At 62.5% G+C, this 20,351-nt stretch carries 19 protein-coding genes and 1 tRNA gene; 11 read left to right on the top strand and 9 right to left on the bottom strand.

Features of this window, described 5'->3' with window-relative positions; all coding sequences use genetic code 11:
• Positions 1 to 94 precede the first annotated feature (94 nt).
• The 5 genes from DUGA2_RS07850 (at position 95) to DUGA2_RS07830 (ending at position 3,942) form a co-directional block, all read left to right on the top strand.
• Entirely contained in the window at positions 95 to 826 is a 732-nt protein-coding gene (locus tag DUGA2_RS07850) for a hypothetical protein (RefSeq protein WP_070268494.1), read from the top strand.
• 399 nt (positions 827 to 1,225) lie between these two features.
• On the top strand, positions 1,226 to 1,726 hold the full coding sequence (locus DUGA2_RS07845) for a hypothetical protein (protein ID WP_141753213.1): 501 nt from the start codon (positions 1,226 to 1,228) through the stop codon (positions 1,724 to 1,726).
• Between the two features lie 20 nt (positions 1,727 to 1,746).
• Positions 1,747 to 2,208: a hypothetical protein gene (locus tag DUGA2_RS07840; protein ID WP_070268492.1), complete on the top strand. Its 462-nt coding sequence runs from the start codon at positions 1,747 to 1,749 to the stop codon at positions 2,206 to 2,208.
• Between the two features lie 625 nt (positions 2,209 to 2,833).
• On the top strand, positions 2,834 to 3,400 hold the full coding sequence (locus tag DUGA2_RS07835; RefSeq protein ID WP_070269073.1) for a recombinase family protein: 567 nt from the start codon (positions 2,834 to 2,836) through the stop codon (positions 3,398 to 3,400).
• Between the two features lie 290 nt (positions 3,401 to 3,690).
• Entirely contained in the window at positions 3,691 to 3,942 is a 252-nt protein-coding gene (locus DUGA2_RS07830; RefSeq protein WP_070268490.1) for a hypothetical protein, read from the top strand.
• Positions 3,943 to 3,965: 23 nt separating this feature from the next.
• Here the strand turns inward: DUGA2_RS07830 and DUGA2_RS07825 are convergent, their stop codons facing one another.
• Positions 3,966 to 4,151: a hypothetical protein gene (locus DUGA2_RS07825; RefSeq protein ID WP_070268489.1), complete on the bottom strand. Its 186-nt coding sequence runs from the start codon at positions 4,149 to 4,151 to the stop codon at positions 3,966 to 3,968.
• Between the two features lie 119 nt (positions 4,152 to 4,270).
• Between DUGA2_RS07825 and DUGA2_RS07820 the strand changes: the two genes are divergently transcribed.
• Positions 4,271 to 4,681 carry an antA/AntB antirepressor family protein gene (locus DUGA2_RS07820; RefSeq protein WP_210402539.1) on the top strand — a complete coding sequence of 137 codons (411 nt, stop codon included), beginning with the start codon at positions 4,271 to 4,273 and terminating at the stop codon, positions 4,679 to 4,681.
• A 73-nt stretch (positions 4,682 to 4,754) separates the two neighbouring features.
• Entirely contained in the window at positions 4,755 to 4,946 is a 192-nt protein-coding gene (locus tag DUGA2_RS32550; protein WP_071658882.1) for an AlpA family transcriptional regulator, read from the top strand.
• 36 nt (positions 4,947 to 4,982) lie between these two features.
• On the opposite strand, the gene DUGA2_RS07815 is transcribed toward DUGA2_RS32550, so the two are convergent.
• Positions 4,983 to 5,504 (bottom strand): hypothetical protein, encoded by a 522-nt coding sequence (locus DUGA2_RS07815; RefSeq protein ID WP_070268486.1) that lies wholly within the window; start codon positions 5,502 to 5,504, stop codon positions 4,983 to 4,985.
• A 202-nt stretch (positions 5,505 to 5,706) separates the two neighbouring features.
• A tRNA-Pro gene (locus DUGA2_RS07810) sits at positions 5,707 to 5,783 on the bottom strand.
• A gap of 124 nt (positions 5,784 to 5,907) precedes the next feature.
• Between DUGA2_RS07810 and DUGA2_RS07805 the strand changes: the two genes are divergently transcribed.
• Entirely contained in the window at positions 5,908 to 6,756 is an 849-nt protein-coding gene (locus DUGA2_RS07805) for a Sir2 family NAD-dependent protein deacetylase (protein WP_070268484.1), read from the top strand.
• Between the two features lie 5 nt (positions 6,757 to 6,761).
• On the opposite strand, the gene DUGA2_RS07800 is transcribed toward DUGA2_RS07805, so the two are convergent.
• The 5 genes from DUGA2_RS07800 to DUGA2_RS07780 form a co-directional block, all read right to left on the bottom strand.
• Positions 6,762 to 7,469 (bottom strand): fumarylacetoacetate hydrolase family protein, encoded by a 708-nt coding sequence (locus tag DUGA2_RS07800; protein WP_070268483.1) that lies wholly within the window; start codon positions 7,467 to 7,469, stop codon positions 6,762 to 6,764.
• An 86-nt stretch (positions 7,470 to 7,555) separates the two neighbouring features.
• On the bottom strand, positions 7,556 to 8,173 hold the full coding sequence (locus DUGA2_RS07795; RefSeq protein ID WP_070268482.1) for a TetR/AcrR family transcriptional regulator: 618 nt from the start codon (positions 8,171 to 8,173) through the stop codon (positions 7,556 to 7,558).
• A 119-nt stretch (positions 8,174 to 8,292) separates the two neighbouring features.
• Entirely contained in the window at positions 8,293 to 9,714 is a 1,422-nt protein-coding gene (gene adeC / locus DUGA2_RS07790; protein WP_070268480.1) for an AdeC/AdeK/OprM family multidrug efflux complex outer membrane factor, read from the bottom strand.
• A gap of 14 nt (positions 9,715 to 9,728) precedes the next feature.
• Positions 9,729 to 12,863 (bottom strand): efflux RND transporter permease subunit, encoded by a 3,135-nt coding sequence (locus tag DUGA2_RS07785; protein WP_070268478.1) that lies wholly within the window; start codon positions 12,861 to 12,863, stop codon positions 9,729 to 9,731.
• A gap of 12 nt (positions 12,864 to 12,875) precedes the next feature.
• A complete protein-coding gene (locus DUGA2_RS07780) occupies positions 12,876 to 14,069 on the bottom strand; it encodes an efflux RND transporter periplasmic adaptor subunit (protein WP_070268477.1) in 1,194 nt (397 codons plus the stop codon).
• 198 nt (positions 14,070 to 14,267) lie between these two features.
• On the opposite strand from DUGA2_RS07780, the gene DUGA2_RS07775 reads away from it, so the two are divergent.
• The 3 genes from DUGA2_RS07775 to DUGA2_RS07765 all read left to right on the top strand — a co-directional run bounded on the left by DUGA2_RS07775 (position 14,268) and on the right by DUGA2_RS07765 (position 19,584).
• Positions 14,268 to 16,421 (top strand): diguanylate cyclase domain-containing protein, encoded by a 2,154-nt coding sequence (locus DUGA2_RS07775; protein WP_070268475.1) that lies wholly within the window; start codon positions 14,268 to 14,270, stop codon positions 16,419 to 16,421.
• A 140-nt stretch (positions 16,422 to 16,561) separates the two neighbouring features.
• Positions 16,562 to 18,052: an ATPase domain-containing protein gene (locus DUGA2_RS07770; RefSeq protein WP_070268474.1), complete on the top strand. Its 1,491-nt coding sequence runs from the start codon at positions 16,562 to 16,564 to the stop codon at positions 18,050 to 18,052.
• Between the two features lie 5 nt (positions 18,053 to 18,057).
• Positions 18,058 to 19,584 (top strand): response regulator, encoded by a 1,527-nt coding sequence (locus DUGA2_RS07765; RefSeq protein ID WP_070269071.1) that lies wholly within the window; start codon positions 18,058 to 18,060, stop codon positions 19,582 to 19,584.
• A gap of 13 nt (positions 19,585 to 19,597) precedes the next feature.
• Here DUGA2_RS07765 and DUGA2_RS07760 read toward each other — a convergent pair whose 3' ends face one another.
• Positions 19,598 to 20,341, bottom strand: a complete 744-nt coding sequence (locus DUGA2_RS07760; protein WP_229214629.1) for a hypothetical protein — start codon at positions 20,339 to 20,341, stop codon at positions 19,598 to 19,600.
• Positions 20,342 to 20,351 lie beyond the last annotated feature (10 nt).

Raw genomic sequence — 20,351 nt, 5'->3', positions numbered from 1 at the left:
GAACACAGACCCCGCCATAGGGAAACACGAACAACACACAGGAGATGCAAGTCTTTACTAGATAGATGCGCACTCCCTTCCTAAAGAGGACAACATGACACAACACTTCGATTCCGCTGCGGAACGCGCAGCAGCCCCCATCATCAAAACCCTCGGCGGTGAACGCTGCGACGACTTCGCTCCACTGCTACCGCGCACTTACCACGACTACAGCGGCGCTGAACTTACCGGGAAGCCCGACTTCCTGATCCGTCGCGGCACACAGTACATATTCATTGAGGTGAAGGCAGGCGTCCTGAACGGCCATTACACGCTGAAGAGTAGTTACGACGAGCTTGCGTCTGAGTACCGCCATTTTGTACGTCGCTGCCCTGACGGCTTGTCGCACAGCGAACTTTCAGGCGCACTGTTCCGACATCCGAATCGGTTAGCGCAGCAGGCGTCACGCAACCACGGGTTCAATCACTCGCTATTCAAGCTGACCCCGATCCAAGCACAGCATGGCTGGCAGCGGTACTTGGTCGTGTTCGAGAAGAATCCCAGCAAGAAGGAAGCCATTCGCTACCACCGTGCCGGACTGATCTGGTGTACGGTCGCTACGCTGTACGACTTGTTGAACACCATCGAACTTGCACAGCACGGCTGGATTGTGCCATTCGTCTTTAAGACTCGTGGTTACTCTTTCACGATCACGCCGGAGCCGTGCATGGACACCCCGGAACAGGCAGAAGCCAACGCCCGTGTCCGTTTCACTGCCGGGGTCGAGGCTGACAAGAAGGCTGCTGAAGCGTACCAGCCGCATTTTGATGACGGAGCGCCGTTCTAACCCACGTCTCATAGGCCCGCGTTTCTCCGGCACACCAATTAAAGTAAAACCACTACATCTAGTGGTCGGGGAAGCGATTTTAGGCGAGTCAGCCACTAAATAGCCTTAAGTAAGAGTCTTACTTAGCATAAGTAAGTAAGAGAGTCAACTGTTTTTCTGAAAAACCTTTGACGGCCTGCAATCTTGTCATTTAGAATGACTTCATCGATGCAGCAACACCGCAGTATTCGACGCTTGCCAGTCCTGTAGCTCCCAGCTTCATCCTGCCTGCTCGTGCCATTCCTTCCCCGGCACCGCCGTACCTATCCCACGTTCCGTACACAACTGAAACTTGCACAGACCACTGTGGGACTTGTCACGCCTGTACGGACACTTTTAACGCAATCGAAAGGACTAAACATGACCAATCAAACAAAACCTGAAGTTCTCGCATTTCTCTCAGCGCTCGGCTGTTCACCGCATCATTACGAAGATGTGAGTGGTGTGTCGGCGGAGTGCTATCACCATGCGGGTTCGGATACTTTGTTCATTTACTCACCGTGCATCACTGAGGAAATGTACGAGGCTAACCTCGACAAGCTGAAATTAGTCGTGGTTGTGGACAACGATGTGCCGGAAGCCAACTTAGCGCGCTTCCATGATGTTCCGCTCGAAGTCATTAAATTGGAAGCTCTCGATCAATTTCTTGTCCAGCGTGCTTTCAGTCCAGACTTCTTCGGCCTACGCTTGGAAAAACAGTGCCTCATTGCCGCAACCGCGAAGCACGCCGAAGCAATGTATGCCCACTCGATTGGAAGTAAAAAATACAAGAAGGCTCGTAGTGAGGCTGAGGCCGCATTCAACAGCTTCAAGGCTCTCGCCATCCCACGCTTCCAGCCAGTGCTTTTCGCCTTCTCATAATCTTAAAAAGGAGATCAACGATGAAACAATATTCCGACGAATTCAACAACGCACTTAAGAAGTTTGGTTTTCACCCATCCGGGGAGGGCCATTTCCACAGTAGTACTGGCATTCTGCTGCACTATCGCAGCACCGTCGCTGAGGCCAAGGCCATTGATCCAAGCCACTTGGACATGGTTGTGGCTGTTCCCGACGACGCTGGCGACATTGAGGTGAAGGATAGCGACGGCATCCACCATCAGATTATCCGTATCAATGATTTGGCAGGCTTCCTGCTGCACCGTGCTTTTGGAAGTGAATGTGCAGAACTGCGACAAGCGAAGGCACGGCTGAACGAACTGACAGACATCTATCACGACGCCGAACAGGAAGTGGCTGACGCACAGATTTATTACGACACGGCGCAAACCGCCATGGGCATCCAAGTCATCGCTGTCCGCGAGATGGCGAAACCTCGCTTCCAACCCGTGGCTCTCGCTTAGCGGAATCTAGATCACATCGCAGAATGCTGCCACAGGCCGGAACTGACCTTCACAGGTTGGCCCCGGCCTTTGTCGCTTCTACCCTCCGATAGCAGGCCAGCGCCAGCAAACAAGTCAATGACCCGGCTAGAAGAACAGAAAGACAATCCGTAGCCCTTGGTACACTACGCCCAGCTTCGCCGCCCACAGCTTCCACTTGCTGCACTGGTCCTCTTGTTCCTTCATCTGCTTACGCTTCATCGGTTGCCCCTATCAGTGTTGATGCACCCATTGTCAGGCTTCGGTTCGATTGCTTCTTGTGGTGGGTTTTCCGCGTTGACGGACGGACAATAGGCCCGAACGCATCGCGGTACAAGCCGATAACTGGGCCAAATGGTAGTACCGACCACTTCGGGGAACCTTAGCAGCCGCGTAGCACCGACCACCGGCACGGGCCTGAGTGCTTGCGCTGTCGTTCGGTGTGTGTACACCCGGCTGTCCAACAAGGCATACTTTCCAGCCACCACTACCACCACCCCGCTAACCCGCATAACACCGTGTCCAGAAAGTATGTGTCAAACACTTTCTTTACACATTCCAAGAAGTCCTTTATACTTCTCGCACACATTCACACATGGGGCAGGATATGAGCAAGGGACAGACGGTAGGTTATGTACGGGTTAGCACGGTAGGTCAGAACACCGTGCGTCAGTTGGACGGCGTGGAACTGGACAAGGTGTTCACGGACAAGTGCAGTGGCGGCGACACCAACCGTCCTGCCCTGCAAGCGATGCTGTCGCACGTCCGCGAGGGTGATACGGTTGTGGTGCATGAGATTAGCCGACTGGCCCGTAACACTGCCGATCTGCTGTCACTGGTGCAGCAGTTGACCGACAAGGGCGTAACCATCAAGTTCAACAAGGAACAACTCACCTTCACAGGCGACAAAGAGAACCCGATGAACAAGATGCTGTTGACCATGCTGGGCGCTGTGTCTGCCTTTGAACTGGCGATGATTAACGAACGTCGGGCAGAGGGACAGGCCAAGGCACGAGAAGCAGGCAAGCACATGGGGCGCAGTTCAAAGCTCAGCCCTGACATGCAAGAGAAGCTGCGCAAGGAGGCAGCAGTAGCCGGTGCAAACAAGGCCAAGCTGGCAGAGGATTACGGCATCAGTCGCGCTACCCTGTACGCTATTCTCAAGGCAGCATAGGAAGCGATTAGCGGCCCTTAGAGCGCTTTGTTTATCAGGGTAGGCTTACCCCTTAAGGTAAGGGAAAGAGAGGCCCATAAGATATTTTGTCTTCGGCTGTGGCGAAAGTTGGGTGTGTCCCAGCCCATTAAGCAACATGGTGGATGGATGGAGTTTTCCAACCTTTCGATTCCTGGCCCCGTACCCGGTGCGAGTCTGATTTTTATTTTTTAGGTTTCGTCCGCTGGAATGGCGTTACCTGTACGGCCGGAATCCGGTGTACTCTGTCCAGTCTATCGAAAGGAGCAATTATGCCAGTCTGGAACATTCACTTTACAGAGTCGGGAGGCGGTCAGCCGCCTTACCCGTACCACTCCGACACTGAACCATCTATCGAACACGCTAAGTTGGCTTATGCTCGGCATCGCTTCCCTGAACAGTTGGAAGCGATGCTTACGGAAAAGGACGGTGTACCAATCACGACGAAAATCGATGCGCTGCTGAAGTCTCACGGCATTGACGTTACTCGCGTGTCGCTGTTTGATTCCGGGCCGCTTGGCTGAAGTGAGCTATGTCAACGCTACCCCTACAGCGGGTAGCGGGTCAACACCTCTGCCGCATACGCTCTAACCCGTTCGTTCTCTGCCCGCCCCGGCTCATAGGCTACTGACCGAAGGATAGCGACCTTTTCTTGATAGCCGTTGAAGGCTGCAAGCTCATGGTTCAGGCTGGCAACAATCTCATGTACTTCGTCCATCGAATACGTTTTCATGATTACCTCAAGTGGTGGAATGACGCCATGTTGGCACTGGCTACCCCATCAAATCAAGAAGTATAGTTGACTCCAAATTACTTTTATTTATTGATTACTCGTATTTGAGTAACAAGTTCGTGACGGTCCTGACCACCGTGCAAGACATCGGCATCCAGTCCGGGGCTGTGGTTGACGGTGCAACTATCCAAACCATAAACGCACGTAGCCTGCACAGCTTCCTGCAAAGCGGTAAGGACTTCTCGAACTGGATCAAAGATCGTGTTGCCAAGTACGGTTTCGTAGATGGAAAGGACTACACGACGTTTTCGCCAAAACAGGCGAATACCCTCGGAGGTCGTCCAAGCATCGACTACCACATCTCGCTAGACATGGCTAAAGAGCTTGCCATGGTGGAGCGTACGGACAAGGGCCGGGAAGCACGCCAATATTTCATCGAGTGCGAGAAGAAGTTGTTGCACCCCAGCGCCGTAACAAATCTAAACGGACTTGTGCGCCCTGTAGCGCCCCGCTATGATGACACCCGCTGAACAGGCAACAGCCTGCCAGCACCACCCCTAACACTCTCAAGGAGCCGACCAACACGCATCAGAAGGAGAATCAATGCACCACAATCAATTACTCAAAGTCGAACAAGTAGCAGGCATCCTGTGCATGAGCAAGTCCCACGTATGGGCGCAAGCCAAAGACGCACCGGAGTTCCCGAAGCCGTTCAAACTTTCAGCGAAGCAGACACGATGGAAACTTTCAGAGGTAGATGCTTACATCAACACCATGTCAGCCGTACGTCACTGACCTAGAAGCCGCAATCAGCAATGACTGCGGCTTTTTTCATGCCCTTGCAGGCTTCTTGGGTGCTATGCACGAGTATTCCACCTGCTCCATTAGCACAGTCGAAAACGTATTCACAGACGCCGTATCGTCAAAGACCCAATCGAAGTACGCCATCAGGATACGAGCTAAACCCAACATGCTGAAGTAGTAGCTGCCTACCCTAACACCATACTGAGGACCGAAGGCCCAAGTTTCATAGTCAAAAATCCCCCGATCTTCGACAGTGGTAGTCGGCGTGTACATCGTTATCTTGAAGTGCTTGCTGCCGTTCGCTATGTCCTTTGCGGCATTGAGCGCAGCGGTGATACCCGGATGCTTAGGCTTTAGCTTCTTCAGCGATTGCTTTGGTCTTCCACTGTTCTTGGGCAACCAATCGTGCGCAAGATGCCTAGCGGTGACAATGAAGTTGAAAGCAGCGTAGTCCTGTCGCTTCTGGCTTTGCTCATCCTCACCACTGACCGCCTCAAGCGTTTCAAGATCGGTCTTCAGCTTCTCATACATGTCGAAGCAGTTGGACATACCGAATGTCGGGGATGGTGAAGTTGCCATGGTAGAGGAAGGCGGTTGAGGTGAATCAGTGTAGCCGGTTCGATAGATAGCGGAGAAAATTTATCTTAGGGCAGCAGCACAAACTAGTGTACAGCTAGTGTACGGACCCCGGGAAAGAAAAAAGGACCAAGAAGCTTCGCCTCCTAGTCCCTTGATTTCATTAAACATTCTTTGGTCGGGGCGAGAAGATTCGAACTTCCGACCCCTTGCACCCCATGCAAGTACGCTACCAGGCTGCGCTACGCCCCGACGAATTTGGAATTATAGCAGCCGCTTTAAGTATTTGTCATGTTTGCTTTTGACCCGCGTTGCAACCGCCCCCCGCCCGCCGCAGGAGTAAGATGAGCCTTTCCGCCCGCCATCGAAAACCCGCATGCCCGCCCCCGCCGACCTCGCCGCACTCCAACAAGCCGCCGACCTCGTCCAACAGGCAGATGCCCTGATCGTGGCCGCCGGCGCCGGCATGGGCGTCGATTCCGGCCTGCCCGATTTCCGCGGCAACGACGGCTTCTGGAAGGTCTACCCCGCCCTCGGCCGTGCAGGCATGGAGTTTTCCAGCGTCGCCACACCCTACACCTTCCGTTCCGATCCCACGCTGGCCTGGGGCTTCTACGGCCACCGCCTGCAGCTCTACCGCGACACGCCGCCGCACGCAGGCTTCGCCCTGCTCAAAGCCTGGGGCGACGCGATGGATGCCGGCTACGGCGTCTTCACCAGCAACGTCGACGGCCACTTCCAGCGCGCCGGCTTCGACCCGCAGCGCATCTACGAATGTCACGGCTCCATTCACCACCTGCAGTGCATGCAACCCTGCGGCCCCGATATCTGGAGCGCCGACCAGTTCATCCCCGAAGTCGACACCGAAGCCTGCCGCCTGCTGAACGCGCCGCCAACCTGCCCGCACTGCGGCGGCATGGCGCGGCCGAACATCCTGATGTTCGGCGATTGGGGATGGAATGAACGCCGTGCGGTACTGCAGGAAGCACGCCTGCAAGCCGTGCTGCAAAAAGCCGAGCGCCCGCTGGTGATCGAACTGGGCGCCGGTTCGGTGATACCGTCGGTACGCAACTTCGGCCAGCGCGTGGTCATGCACCACAACGGCCGCATGATACGGATTAATCCGCGTGAGCCGAATGTCGCCACCCCGCTCGATGTCGGCCTGGCGATGGGCGCCCTCGCCGCCCTGGCCGGGATCGCGGAGCTGCTACAACCCTGCAGCTAAACTGTTTATACCAATTTGACGGCGATGCCCGGCAGACCGTCAATCTTGCCCACCAGCGTCTGGCCGCGCACCACCGCGCCCACACCTTCCGGCGTGCCGCTGAAAATCAAATCCCCCGGCGCCAGCGCGAACAGCGTGGACAAGTTGGCGATCGTCTCGCTGACAGACCAGATCAGATGCGCAATGGTGGCCGACTGTCTGGTCACGCCATCCACGTCCAGCTGGATCGCCGCGTGGCCGATGTCGCCCGCTTCGGCCGCGCGCTGGATCACGCCCACCGGCGCCGAGTAGTCGAAGGCCTTGCCGATCTCCCACGGACGGCCGGCGTCGCGCATCTTGAACTGCAGGTCGCGCCGCGTCATGTCCAATCCCACGGCGTAGCCGAAGATGTGCCGGGGCGCGTCTTCCACCGCGATATTGCTGCCGCCCTTGCCGATGGCGACCACCAGCTCGCACTCGTAGTGCAGGTTGGCGGTGGCCGGCGGATACGGCAGGTCCAGCACCTGGCCAGGTGCGACGGCGATCACCGCTTGCGCGTCATTCGGTTTGCAGAAGAAGAACGGCGGCTCGCGATCGGGGTCGAAGCCCATCTCGCGCGCATGCGCAGCGTAGTTGCGGCCGACGCAGTAGACGCGGCGTACAGGGAACAGATCGGCGGTGCCGGCGACCGGCAGGCCGACGATGTCGTGGGCGGGAATTACGTAGGATGTCATGATGCTCCGATCAGCTGAAACGGCAGATCGGACATGGTACAACAGCCTCCGCCCACGTGCAGCGGGCGGAAACAATACGAGACAAATCAGGTCATCAGCAGCGCGCGCATGGCGACGCGGAAGGCCTCGACCAGGCTGGCGCGGTTCATGTTCGGCCGGTACAGCGCGCGGATCGACAAGCCCTGGAAGTACGAAATCATGGTGTCCAGACGGCCGTCCAGCAGCACATCGTCCACCGGCAGCTGGCGGCTTTCACGGCCGCTCTTGACCAGCGCGCGCAGCTGCGCGCGCGAGACCTCTTCGTTCTCGCGCAGCTTGGCCGCGATCACCGGATTGCGCGACGCTTCGGCGAACATCTCCAGCGGCACGGTCCACGGCTGCGGGTCAAGCGACTCGTCGATGTGGATGGGAGCATCTTCCAGTATCGCCTCCAGCGGATCGTCGCGCGTCGCCAGGTCGCGCAGCAATCCGGACACGTATTCGGCCTCGCGGTCGACAAAGGCCAGGATGATGGCGTCCTTGCTGTCGAAGTAGTTGTAGATATGGCCGGCGCTCATGCCCGCCTGCTTGGAGATCTCGGACATGCTGGCCCCATGGAAGCCGCTGCGCGCGAAGCATACGGCGGCCGCCTCCAGCACCTGGTTGCGCCGGTTCTGCGCCCGTTCCGGGTCTGTGCGTCGTTTTGCGGTGGGGGCTGTGGTCATGGGGTCTTCCTTGGGGAACGGGCTTGCCTGAGGCGGTACTGTGGCGAAGCGGGCTGCTTTTGTCAATTAACCGGCAGTCAAAGGCGGCGGGCGCGCAACAATCCACGCCCTCCACCGGCTTAGACTTCCGGCTGCCAGCCGCCGCCCAGCACCTTGTACAAGGTGACGGCGTTGCTAGATTTGCCCAGCCGCGCCGTGATCAGGCCCTGCTGCGCAGCGTACAGCGCGCGCTGCGACACCAGCGCGTTCAGATAGGAGTCCGCGCCCTTGCGATAGCGCGCCTCGTGGATGCGGAAGCTCTTCTCGGCCGCATCGACCAGGGCCTGCTGCGCGGCGATGCGCTGGTCCAGCGTGCCGCGCTGTGCCAGTGCGTCGGCCACTTCGCGGAACGCCACCTGGATCGCCTTCTCGTACTGCGCCACCGAGATGTCGCGGTTGGCCTTGGCGATGTTCAGATTGGCGCGGTTGACGCCACCGTCGAAGATCGGCAGGTTGATCTGCGGGATAAAACTCCACGTCGACGAACCAGCCTTGAACAAGCCGGACAAGCTGTTGCTCGCGCTGCCGCCCGAAGCCGTCAGCGAGATACTCGGGAAGAAGGCCGCGCGCGCCACGCCGATGTTGGCGTTGGCCGCACGCAGCGCGCGCTCCGCTTCCTGCACATCGGGACGGTCTTGCAGCAGGTCGGACGGCAGGCCGGCGGGGATCGCCGCCATCTGCGTCACCGCGCCAGGTTCACCGGCAGGCAGCAAGTCCGCAGGCACGCTGCCGCCGACCAGCAGCGTCAACGCGTTCTGGTCCAGCGCCACTTGCGCGGTGTAGACCGCCATGTCGCCGCGCGCCGCTTCCACGCTGGTCTGCGCTTCATACATGTCGACGCCGGAAGTGACGCCGGAATCGAAGCGCTTCTTGCTCAGGTCATAGGACGTCTGCTGGCTTTGCAGCGTTTCCGCCGCCAGCTTCAGGCGCTGCTGGTCGGCGATCAGCGTCAGATAGGCGTTGGCCACTTCGGCCACCAGCGTGATCTGCTGCGCGCGGCGCGCTTCCTCGGTGCCGAGGTAGGTCTGCAAGCCGGCCTCCGACAGGTTGCGCACCTTGCCGAAGAAGTCCAGCTCATACGACGCCATCGCCAGGCCGCCGCTGTACTGGCGGTTGATGGCCGCCTCGCCGGTGCCGGTCATGTTGGACGGCGTGCGCGACGCATTCTGGCTGACGTTGGCCGACAGCTTGGGCAGCAACGCCGCGCTGTCGATGTTGTACTGCGCCTTGGCCTTCTCGATGTTGAGCACCGAAACGCGCAGGTCGCGGTTGTTGGCCAGCGCCAGCGCGATCACCTTGCGCAGGCGTTCGTCGGCAAAGTATTCGCGCCACTGGATTTCGGATACCGGCTTGGCGTCGGCCGCCGCAGCAGGCACGCCTTTGTAGGCGTCGCCGGCCGGCCAGGCTTGCGCCACCGGTTGCGCCGGACGTTCATACACCGGCGCCAGGCTGCAACCGGCCAACATCGCCAGCGCCGCCATCGTGAGTAAGGATTTTTTCATGAGTTTGTCCACAATTAATGCGCCTCCACAGCAGCAGCTGGAGCGGCGGCCTTTTTACTAAAGAAACCGCGCACCAGCACAAAGAACACCGGCACAAAGAAGATGCCCAGGAAGGTAGCCGACAGCATCCCGCCCAACACGCCGACGCCGATCGCATTCTGGCTGCCGGAACCGGCGCCGCTGCTGATCGCCAGCGGCAGCACGCCGAGGCCGAAGGCGATGGACGTCATCAGGATAGGACGCAAGCGCAGACGCACGGCCTGCAAGGTCGCCTGCTTCAGTTCCACGCCCTGCTCCTGCAACTCCTTCGCGAACTCCACGATCAGGATCGCGTTCTTCGCCGCCAGGCCCACCACGGTCAGCAAGCCGACCTGGAAGTACACGTCGTTCGACAGCTTGAACACGAACGTCGCCAGCACCGTGCCGATCACACCCAGCGGCACCACCAGCAGCACCGAGAACGGAATCGACCAGCTTTCATACAGCGCGGCCAGGCACAGGAACACGATCAGGATCGAGATCGCATACAGCTGCGTGGTCTGCGAGCCGGAGTCGCGTTCTTCCGTCGACAGGCCGGTCCATTCGAAGCCGATGCCCGGCGGCAGCTGGGCCGCCATCTTTTCGATCTCCGCCATCGCGGCGCCCGAGCTCTGGCCCGGCGCCGGCATGCCGAGGATCTCGGTGGACGGCAGGCCGTTGTAGCGCTCCAGGCGCGGCGACGCATACACCCACTTGCCGCTCGAGAAGGCCGAGAAAGGCACCATCTCGCCGTCGGCGTTGCGGACAAACCATTTGCCCAGGTCTTCCGGCGACATGCGCGAATCGGGCTGGCCCTGCATGTACACCTTCTTCACGCGGCCACGGTCGACGAAGTCGTTGACGTAGGCGCTCCCCCAGGCGGTGCTCAGCACCTTGTTCACATCGGCGATGGACAGGCCGAGGGCCGCGGCCTTCTGCTGGTCGACGGTGATCTTGTACTGCGGCGTGTCTTCCTGTCCGTTCGGACGGACCGCCATCAGCACCGGGTTTTTCGCGGCCATGCCCAGCATCTGGTTACGCGCAGCCATCAGCGCATCGTGGCCGACGCCGCCCTGATCCTGCAGCTGCAAATCGAAGCCGCTGGCGTTACCCAGTTCCAGCACCGCAGGCGGCGCGAAGGCGAACACCATCGCATCCTTGATCTGCGAGAAGCTGCCCATGGCGCGGCCGACAATCGCTTTCACGCGCTGGTCGGCGCTCTTGCGTTCCGCCCAGTCCTTCATGCGGACGAAGGCGATACCGGTGTTCTGGCCGTTGCCGCTGAAGCTGAAGCCAGCCACCGCAAACACCGACGCTACCGAATCCTTCTCTTCGTTCAGGAAATGCTGCTCGACTTTCTCGATCACCTTCAGCGTGCGCTGTTGCGTCGCGCCGGTCGGCAGCTGGATCTGCGAGAACAGCACGCCCTGGTCCTCTTCCGGCAGGAAGGAAGTCGGCAGGCGCACGAACACGAAGGCCAGCACTCCAAGCAGCAGCGCGTACATCACCAGCGAGCGTCCGCTGCGGTTCAGCAGTGCGCCGACCCAGCCCTGGTACTTCATGCTGCTGCGTTCGAAGCTGCGGTTGAACCAGCCGAAGAAGCCGGTGTTGATCGCCGTATGGCCCTTGGCCACAGGCTTGAGCAAGGTCGCGCACAAGGCCGGCGTAAAGACCATCGCCACCACCACCGACAGCACCATCGCCGAAACGATGGTGATCGAGAACTGGCGGTAAATCACACCAGTGGAGCCGCTGAAGAAGGCCATCGGCACGAACACCGCCGACAGCACCATGGCGATACCCACCAGCGCGCCGCTGATCTGGCCCATCGATTTGCGTGTGGCCTCGATAGGCGACAAGCCCTCTTCCGTCATCACGCGTTCGACGTTCTCCACCACGACGATGGCGTCATCAACCAGCAGGCCGATCGCCAGCACCACCGCGAACATGGTCAGCGTATTGATCGAATAGCCCAGCGCCGACAGGATGGCGAAGGTACCCAGCAGTACGACCGGCACCGCCATCGTCGGGATCAGCGTGGCGCGGAAGTTTTGCAGGAACAAATACATCACCAGGAACACCAGGATCACCGCTTCCACCAGCGTCTTGACCACTTCCTCGATCGACAGCTTGACGAACGGCGTGGTGTCGAACGCCACGACGGCCTTCATCCCGTTCGGGAACTGCTTCTCCATCAATGCGATCTTGGCCTTGACGGCGTTGGCGGTTTCCAGCGCGTTGGCGCCGGTGGCCAGTTTGATCGCGACACCGGTGGCAGGCTTGCCGTTGTAGCGCGCCAGCACGTTGTAGTTCTCGCTGCCCAGCTCCATGCGGGCCACGTCGCGCAGGCGCACGGTGGCGCCGTTGGACGCGGTCTTCAGCAGGATCGCGCCGAACTGCTCCGGCGTCTGCAGGCGGCTCTGCGCCGATACGGTAGCGTTGAGCTGCTGGCCCGGCACGGCCGGTGCGCCGCCCAGCTCACCGGCGGACACCTCGGTGTTCTGCGCGGTGATCGCGGCGGTCACGTCGGCCGGCGTCAACTGGTAGCTTTGCAGCTTGGCCGGATCGAGCCAGATGCGCATCGCATACTGGGCGCCGAACAGCGTCACGTCGCCCACGCCCTGCACGCGGCTCAGCGGATCGATGACGTTGGCGGCCACGTAGTCGCCCAGGTCGGCCTGCTTCATGCTGCCGTCTTCGGACACGAAGCCCAGCACCATCAGGAAGTTCTTGGTGGCCTTGGCCACCACCAGGCCTTGCTGCGTAACGATGGCGGGCAGCAGCGGCGTCGCCAGTTGCAGCTTGTTCTGCACCTGCACCTGGGCGATGTCCGGGTTGGTGCCGCTCTTGAAGGTCAGCGTGATGCTGATGCCGCCGGTGCCGTCGCTCGACGAGGACATGTAGCGCAAGCCGTCGATGCCCTTCATCTTCTGTTCGATGACCTGGGTGACGGCGTCTTCCACCGTCTTGGCGGAGGCGCCCGGGTAGGAGCCGCTGATCGAAATCGACGGCGGCGCGATGCTTGGATACTGCGATATCGGCAGGCCGAGAATCGCGATCACGCCCGCAAGCATGATGACGATGGCGACGACCCACGCGAAGATCGGGCGGTCAATAAAGAAACGTGACATGACGATGCTCCTTTATTGGGCGCTCTTGGCGCTGGACGGCATGGCGCCGCCAGCGACGGCAGCCGGCGCTGCGGCGGGCTTGGCGGCATTGGCCGGTGCACCCGGCTTGACCTTCTGCACGCCTTCGACGATCAGCAGATCGCCCGCGCTCAGGCCGGACTTGACCAGCCACTTGTTACCCAGCGTGCCGCCCGTGACCAGCATGCGCTGTTCGACCTTGCCTTCCTTGTTCAGCACCAGCGCGGTCGCTTCGCCTTTCGGGTTGCGCGTCACGCCCTGCTGCGGCACGGCGATGGCCTGCTCGTTGACGCCGGATTCCAGCACCGCACGCACGAACATGCCGGGCAGCAGATCGTGCTTGGGATTCGGGAACAGCGCGCGCAGCGTGACGTTGCCGGTGCCCGGGTCCACCGTCACATCGGAGAACTGCAGCTTGCCGCTTTCCGCGTACTTGCTGCCGTCCGCCAGCAGCAGCGTGACCTTGGCCTGGCCGCCGGACTGCTTCAAGCCGCCGCTTTCCATCTCGCGCTTGAGGCGCAGCAGGTCTTCGCTCGACTGCGTCACGTCGACGTAGATCGGATCGAGCTGCTGCACGGTGGTCAGCGCGGCGGCCTGGTTGGCCGTCACCAGCGCGCCCGGCGTCACGGTCGAGCGGCTGATGCGGCCACTGATCGGCGCATCGACATGCGTGTATTTGAGGTTGATCGCCGCCTGCTCCAGCGCGGCGGCGGCCGATTCCACATCGGCCTTGGCCTGCTCGTTGGCGGCGACGGCGTCGTCGTAGTCCTGGCGGCTCACGCCTTCGATCGCCACCAGATCCTTGTAGCGCGCCACTTTCGGGCCGCTGGTCATCAGGTTGGCCTTGGCCTTCGCCAGCGCGGCCTTGGCCGAGTTGTAGGCGGCCTGGTAGCTGGCCGCGTCGATCTGGTACAGCGCGACGCCGGCCTTGACGTCGGCGCCTTCGACAAACAGGCGTTTCTGAATCAGGCCGCTGACCTGCGGGCGCACTTCGGCCACCTGGAAGGCGGCGGTGCGGCCCGGCAGTTCGGTCGTGATCTGCAGCGCTTCCGGCGCCACTTTAAAAACGCCCACTTCCGCCACCGGTGCGCCTTTAGCGCCCGGTGCTTCGGTCGTGGATTTGGAGCAACCGGCAATCAGCACGGTTGCGGTGATCAGGGCAGCTGTCCTGCAGAAAAGAGCTTCCATAGTGGGACTTTCTGTATAAAAAATGTGCATAAAGCGTAGAATGAACGATCATTCTAATTAAGTCAAGCAACTTTTTTGTGCAGTGCAAGGTAGAACGTGGCTCCCGGCAATCAATTTCTCGGGGTGGCAGAGGCACGCGCCATGGCCGGTGCTACAATCAATTAATTACTTCAGGACATCATTTTTCGGCCCGCGCTCATGATTACGCCGCTTACCAAAAGCACGGCACGGCCTCGCCTCACCACGCTGGTGACGGTGGGCGTCGCTGCGACGGTGCTGATGTCGGTGTTGTCGCTGCTGGTGCTGGTCGATCACTTCGCCATCGACTACGCCGAGCGCGAAGCGGGCCAGCGGCTGCAGCAGCTGTCGTGGCAGATGCGCGATGCGCTCAACCGCGTGGTGCAGAAGGCCACCGGCGACGTCCAGCTGCTGACCGAGCTGCCGCAGATCCGCGACGCCACGTCCCCCGCAGAAATCCGCCAGGTGCTGGAAAGCCTGCAAAAGACCTTCCCCGACTACGCCTGGATCGGCCTGGCCAATCCGGACGGCAGCGTCTACGCCGCCACCCAGGGCCTGCTCGAAGGCCAGGATGTCAGCGGGCGCGCCTGGTTCAAGGGCGGCCACGACAAGCTGTACGCCGGCGACTTCCACCCCGCCACCCTGCTCGGAAAAAAACTGCCCTACAGCGCCGACCCGTGGCGCTTCGTCGACGCCGCCGGCCCGGTGCTGCGTTCGGACGGCAGCTACCGCGGCGTGCTGTGCGTGCACATGAGCTGGGGCTGGGCGCGGCGCCTGGTGCAGACCATCCTGGCGCCGGCCGACAAGCAGTACTCGGCCGACATCATCGTGGTGCGCGGCGACGGCACCGTGATGCTGGGCCCCAAGGGCATGGAAGAGAAAACCCTCAACACCACCAGCCTGGCGCTGTCGCAGTCGGGCGTGCCCGGCTCGCTGAAGGAAACCTGGGCCGACGGCAAAAGCTACCTGACCGGCTTCTCGCGCACCGGCAATCCGAACGATCCCGCCACGCTGACCTGGTCGGTGCTGGTGCGCCAGCCGGAAGACGTGGCGCTGGCCGGCGCGCGCGCGCTGGAACGCCAGATCCTGCTGCTGGGCGCCATCCTCGGCGGCGCCATGGCGCTGGCCGCGTCGGCGGCGGCGCGGCGCCTGACGCGCCCGCTCAATGCGCTCAGCAAGAACATCGAGGCGCGTTCCGCCGCGCCGGCCAATACCGCGCCGGACGCGCTGCCGGCGATCCCTCTGGTCGACAGCTTCCACGAGGCGCAGGTGCTGTCGCGCGCGCTGGCCGACCTGGTGCGCAACGAGCAAAGCCACCTGTCCACGCTGCGCGGCATGAACGAGCAGCTGGAATCGACGGTGGCCGAACGCACCCGCGAAATCGCCCGCAAGGCGCTGCTGCTGGAGCGCGCGCTGGCGCAGGAACAAAGCACGCAACTGCTGCTGCAGGAACGCGCCGCCGAGCTGCGGGCCATTCTCGACAACGCCCATGACGCCTTCATCGCCCTCGATCCGGGCGGCGTGGTGCTGGACTGGAACCGCCAGGCCGAGAAGCTGATGGGCTGGACCCGCGCCGAAGTGATCGGCCAGCCGCTGGCGGCCATGGTGCTACCGCCGCTGCTGCGCCGCGCCTACGAGCGCGATATGCGCCAGCTGGCCGAGAGCGACGCCGACACGGTGCTCAACCGCCGCATCGAACTGACGCTGCACAACCGCGCCGGCCAGGAACTGCCGGTGGAAGTGTCGCTGGCCTATGTGCCACGCAGCAGCGGCCACCTGTTCATCGCCTTCCTGCACGACATCAGCGAGCGCAAGTCGCTGTTCGCATCGATGGAGGCGATGGCGCTGCGCGACACGCTGACCGGCCTGCCCAACCGCCGCGCGCTGATGGCCGCGCTGACCGAGGCGATCCAGCGCGCCAACCGCCTGCGCCAGAGCTGCGCCGTGTTCTTCCTGGACCTCGACCGCTTCAAGCAGATCAACGACCGCTACGGCCACGAGGAAGGCGACGAGCTGCTGCGCCAGTTCGCCGACCGCGTGCAGCACATCGTGCGCAAGACCGATACCGTGGGCCGGCTGGCCGGCGACGAATTTGTCGTCATCCTGGAGAACCTGCACAGCGACGCCGCCGCCCAGGAAACCGCCGACAAGCTGCACCCGGCGCTGCAGCAGCCGTTCACGCTGAAGACCGCCACCGTCTCGCTGAGCGCCAGCATCGGCATCGCCATCCACCACCCGGACGACCCGCAGGATATCGAAATGCTGCTCGGCCGCGCCGACCGCGCCATGTACCTCAACAAGCAGCAAAGCCTGCAACAGCGCGCGCGGCGCTGACCCGCCGCCGCTGCCGCAGCCTTATGTACGCTAGCGTACGCACGCTTGCTATCGAAAATCCAGCCCCGCCCAATTCAGGTAGTATCAGCCGAAAATCAGCCGTGGCATCCGGCCCACGGCACCTTTTTCGGATCGCCGTTATGCAAACCCAAAACAGCATCACCAACCTGTTTATCTCGTCCGGCGTGCCCGGGCTGGATGAAGTCCTGGCCGGCGGCCTGACCCGCGACCGCCTGTACCTGGTCGAGGGCGAGCCCGGCACCGGCAAGACCACGCTGGCGCTGCAGTTCCTCAACGAGGGCGCGCGCCTGGGCGAATCGGTGCTGTACATCACGCTGGCCGAAACCGCCGTCGAACTGCTCAGCGTCGCCAGCTCGCACGGCTGGACCATGGAGGGCATCCACATCGAAGAGATCCTGCCCAACGAGGACGTGCTCGACCCCGAACAGCAGTACACCATCTTCCATCCATCCGAGATCGAACTTGGCAGCACCACCCAGCGCATCGTCAGCGCCATCGACAAATACAAGCCGCGCCGCGTGGTGCTCGATTCGCTGTCCGAGCTGCAGTTGCTGGCGGAGAGCCCGCTGCGCTACCGCCGCCAGGTGCTCGCGCTCAAGCAGTACCTCACGCGCCGCAACTGCACCACCATCTTCCTCGACGACCGCACCGCCCTCAGCACCGACCTGCAGGTGCGCAGCGTGGCGCACGCGGTGCTGACGCTGGACCTGGCCGACCAGGCCTACGGCACCGACCGGCGCCGCCTGCGCGTGGTCAAATACCGCGGCATCGCCTTCCACGGCGGCGCCCACGACTACAAGATCATCAGCGGCGGGCTGCACATCTTCCCGCGCCTGGTGGCGGCCGCGACCCGCGTGGCCAGCAAGCGGCGCCAGTTGTCGAGCGGCCTGCCGGCGCTGGACCAGCAGATCGGCGGCGGCCTCGAAGAAGGCATGAGCACCCTGATCTCCGGCCCGCCCGGCACCGGCAAGTCGACGCTGGCGGCGCAGTTCGTGCACGCCGCCACCCAGCGCGGCGAGCGGTGCGCGATGTTCCTGTTCGAAGAGGCGCGCAACAATATGCTGAACCGCGCGGCCGGCCTGGGCCTGCACCTGAACGAGGCCATCGAACGCGACCTGCTGACGATACAGCAGATCGACCCGGCCGAGCTGGCGCCGGGCCAGTTCTCGCACGCGGTGATGCAGGCGGTGGAGCGCGGCGCGCGCGTGGTGGTCATCGATAGCCTGAACGGCTACCTGAACGCGGTGCCGGACGAACGCTTCCTCGCGATCTACCTGCACGAGCTGCTGACCTACCTGGGCCAGCGCGGCGTGGTCAGCATCATCGTCGGCGTCCAGCAGGGCATGATAGGCAGCGGCATGACCACCAAGGTCGACGCCAGCTACATCGCCGACAACGTCATCATGCTGCGCTACTTCGAGGCGCAGGGCGAGGTGCGGCAGGCGATCTCCGTGTTCAAGAAGCGCGGCAGCGCGCACGAACGCACCATCCGCCGCTTCCACATCGGCAGCGGCGGCATCGAAGTCGGCCCGGTGCTGAAGGACTTCCACGGCATCCTGACCGGCGTGCCCACCTATGACGCGCCGGGCGCCGGCCAGGCGGCCGATTGAACGCGATGGAAACGCGCATCCTGATCTACGCCCCGATCGGCCAGGACGCCCCGCTGGCGGCCAAGGTGCTGGCGATGGCGGCGATCGACAGCCACGTCTGCCGCTCGCTGGCCGAGCTGGCGGCGCAGCTGGAGCTGGGCGCGGGCGCCGTGCTGACGGTGGAGGAGGCGCTGGCGCCGGGCGGCTACAAGCTGCTGCTCGAATGCGTCGAGCGCCAGCCCGACTGGTCGGACCTGCCCATCATCCTGCTGACCCATCGCGGCGCCGATTCGGCGACGGTGCGCCAGGCCGTGGCCGGCCTGGGCAACCTGAGCCTGATGGAGCGGCCGGTGCGCTCGCTGGCGCTGATCACCGCCCTGCACGCGACGCTGCGCGCGCGCAGCAAGCAGTACCAGGTGCGCGAGGCGGCGCGGCGCAAGGACGAGTTCCTCGCCAGCCTGGGGCACGAGCTGCGCAATCCGCTGGCGCCGATCCGCACCTCGGTCTCGCTGCTGACGCATATGTATCCCGACGCGGCGCCGGTGGCGCGCATCCGCGACATGGTGGAGCGCCAGGTGCGCCTGTTGACGCGGCTGGTGGACGACCTGCTGGACGTGGCCCGCATCACCAGCGGCAAGATCAAGCTGCAGCCGCAGCTGGTCTCGCTCAGCGCCGTGATGAACCACGTCAACGAGCTTTGCCTGCAGGCCGCCGGCGCCAAGCGCATCCACATCGCCTGGCAGCTGCCGGCGGAAGAGATCATGATCTACGCCGACTATGCGCGCGTGGTGCAGATCTTCGCCAACATCCTGTCGAACGCCGTCAAGTTCACGCCGCAGGGCGGCAACGTGGTGGTGCGGGCGCAACGCAATGGCGACGAGCTGCGGGTGACGCTGCGCGACAGCGGCATCGGGCTCGATGCGGAGGCGATCGCGCGCATCTTCCGCATGTTCGAGCAAAGCAAGACCGTCGCCGGCCAGTTCTCCAGCGGCCTGGGGATAGGCCTTAGCCTGGCCCGCCAGTTCGCCGAGATGCACGGCGGCTCGGTGGAGGCGCACAGCGACGGGCCGGGGCATGGCAGCGAATTCGAGATCCGCCTGCCGGTGGTCAGCAACGCGGCGCGCAATGCGGCGCCGCAGTTGGCCGCCAACGGCGCCGACGGCCGCAAGATGCAGGTGCTGGTGGTGGACGACAACCGCGACGCCGCCGATTCGCTGGCGGCGCTGCTGGAGATCGACGGCTTCGACGCGCGCGCCGTGTACGACGGCGCCAGCGCCATCGCGGCGACGGCCGAGGCGATGCCGGACATGATCGTCATGGACCTCGGCATGCCCGGCATGGACGGCTACGAAACCGCGCGGGCGATACGCCAGCGTCCCGGCACGGAACGCATCCTGATGATCGCGCTGACCGGCTGGGGCCAGAGCGACGCCCGCCGCCGCACCGGCGAGGCGGGCTTCGACCATCACCTGGTCAAGCCGGTGGAGCTGGAGCAGATCATCCGCCTGGCCGGCGCGCGCCAGAACCGCGAGCAGGTGCAGGCGGCGCGCTGACGCGCGTGCTTTATCAGAGGGGCCGGATGTTGACCGTCGCGCCTTGCAGGTAGACGGCGTTGGTGCCCTCGAAGCCGGAATCGGTGCCCAGCATGATCCAGATGCGGCCGTCCTTGTCGGCTGTCACCTCGATCGCTTCGCTCGACTTGCGCGTGGTGCTGGCCCACTTGCCGCCGGAGCAGCTCAGCCCTTCGACACCCTGCGTGCCCAGCACCTTGCCCTGTGGGCCGGAGGCGCCCTGGTTGCCGCGGTCCAGGTTCACGCGATAGCTGCCGTTCGACTGCTGCACGGTCTTGATGTAATCGTAGCCGGCCGAGGCCACCATCCACACGCTCTCGCCGCGCGAGCCGCCAACGCCCATGCAGCCGGTGGCCGCATCGGTCGCGTAGCGCATCTCGAAGGTGACGAGATACTTCGCGTGCTTCACGAAGCCGTCCAGCTGGCGCCTGGCGTAGGTCAGCACGTCGTCGCTGTTGTTATGCGAAGCCAGGTAGTAGCCCTTGCCGGTCAGCGGCGCCGGCAAATCCTTCCAGCCCGACGCCACTTCGGTCGGCCTGTCGTTGTCGTAGTAGTCGGCGACGTCGGTGGTCCAGCCGTCGATGCCGTTATTGAAATCGATCGTCACCGTCGACGCCACCGGCGTCCCATAGTCCGGAAAGAAGTTCGGGACGGGAATGAAGTCTCCACCGCCGCAGCCGGCCAGCGTGAAGGCGCCGGCGACAGCCAGTGCGGCGAATAGTTTTTTTTGTGCGTGCATGGTTTCCCCT

It is taken from the genome of Duganella sp. HH101 (assembly GCF_001758795.1).
GTDB classification, from domain to species: domain Bacteria; phylum Pseudomonadota; class Gammaproteobacteria; order Burkholderiales; family Burkholderiaceae_D; genus Rugamonas; species Rugamonas rivuli.
Note: the sequence above shows the minus strand (reverse complement) of the source record. Positions and strands in the feature narration are given on the sequence as shown.

What these genes read in the sequence shown, in the direction of transcription:
- DUGA2_RS07780 (WP_070268477.1), bottom strand. Translation starts at nt 14,069, where the DNA reads ATGGAAGCTCTTTTCTGCAGGACAGCTGCCCTGATCACCGCAACCGTG.
- DUGA2_RS07775 (WP_070268475.1), top strand. Translation starts at nt 14,268, where the DNA reads ATGATTACGCCGCTTACCAAAAGCACGGCACGGCCTCGCCTCACCACG.
- DUGA2_RS07830 (WP_070268490.1), top strand. Translation starts at nt 3,691, where the DNA reads ATGCCAGTCTGGAACATTCACTTTACAGAGTCGGGAGGCGGTCAGCCG.
- DUGA2_RS07835 (WP_070269073.1), top strand. Translation starts at nt 2,834, where the DNA reads ATGAGCAAGGGACAGACGGTAGGTTATGTACGGGTTAGCACGGTAGGT.
- DUGA2_RS07800 (WP_070268483.1), bottom strand. Translation starts at nt 7,469, where the DNA reads ATGACATCCTACGTAATTCCCGCCCACGACATCGTCGGCCTGCCGGTC.
- DUGA2_RS07785 (WP_070268478.1), bottom strand. Translation starts at nt 12,863, where the DNA reads ATGTCACGTTTCTTTATTGACCGCCCGATCTTCGCGTGGGTCGTCGCC.
- DUGA2_RS32550 (WP_071658882.1), top strand. Translation starts at nt 4,755, where the DNA reads ATGCACCACAATCAATTACTCAAAGTCGAACAAGTAGCAGGCATCCTG.
- DUGA2_RS07845 (WP_141753213.1), top strand. Translation starts at nt 1,226, where the DNA reads ATGACCAATCAAACAAAACCTGAAGTTCTCGCATTTCTCTCAGCGCTC.
- DUGA2_RS07770 (WP_070268474.1), top strand. Translation starts at nt 16,562, where the DNA reads ATGCAAACCCAAAACAGCATCACCAACCTGTTTATCTCGTCCGGCGTG.
- DUGA2_RS07840 (WP_070268492.1), top strand. Translation starts at nt 1,747, where the DNA reads ATGAAACAATATTCCGACGAATTCAACAACGCACTTAAGAAGTTTGGT.
- DUGA2_RS07815 (WP_070268486.1), bottom strand. Translation starts at nt 5,504, where the DNA reads ATGTCCAACTGCTTCGACATGTATGAGAAGCTGAAGACCGATCTTGAA.
- DUGA2_RS07760 (WP_229214629.1), bottom strand. Translation starts at nt 20,341, where the DNA reads ATGCACGCACAAAAAAAACTATTCGCCGCACTGGCTGTCGCCGGCGCC.
- DUGA2_RS07850 (WP_070268494.1), top strand. Translation starts at nt 95, where the DNA reads ATGACACAACACTTCGATTCCGCTGCGGAACGCGCAGCAGCCCCCATC.
- DUGA2_RS07805 (WP_070268484.1), top strand. Translation starts at nt 5,908, where the DNA reads ATGCCCGCCCCCGCCGACCTCGCCGCACTCCAACAAGCCGCCGACCTC.
- DUGA2_RS07795 (WP_070268482.1), bottom strand. Translation starts at nt 8,173, where the DNA reads ATGACCACAGCCCCCACCGCAAAACGACGCACAGACCCGGAACGGGCG.
- adeC (WP_070268480.1), bottom strand. Translation starts at nt 9,714, where the DNA reads ATGAAAAAATCCTTACTCACGATGGCGGCGCTGGCGATGTTGGCCGGT.
- DUGA2_RS07825 (WP_070268489.1), bottom strand. Translation starts at nt 4,151, where the DNA reads ATGAAAACGTATTCGATGGACGAAGTACATGAGATTGTTGCCAGCCTG.
- DUGA2_RS07765 (WP_070269071.1), top strand. Translation starts at nt 18,058, where the DNA reads ATGGAAACGCGCATCCTGATCTACGCCCCGATCGGCCAGGACGCCCCG.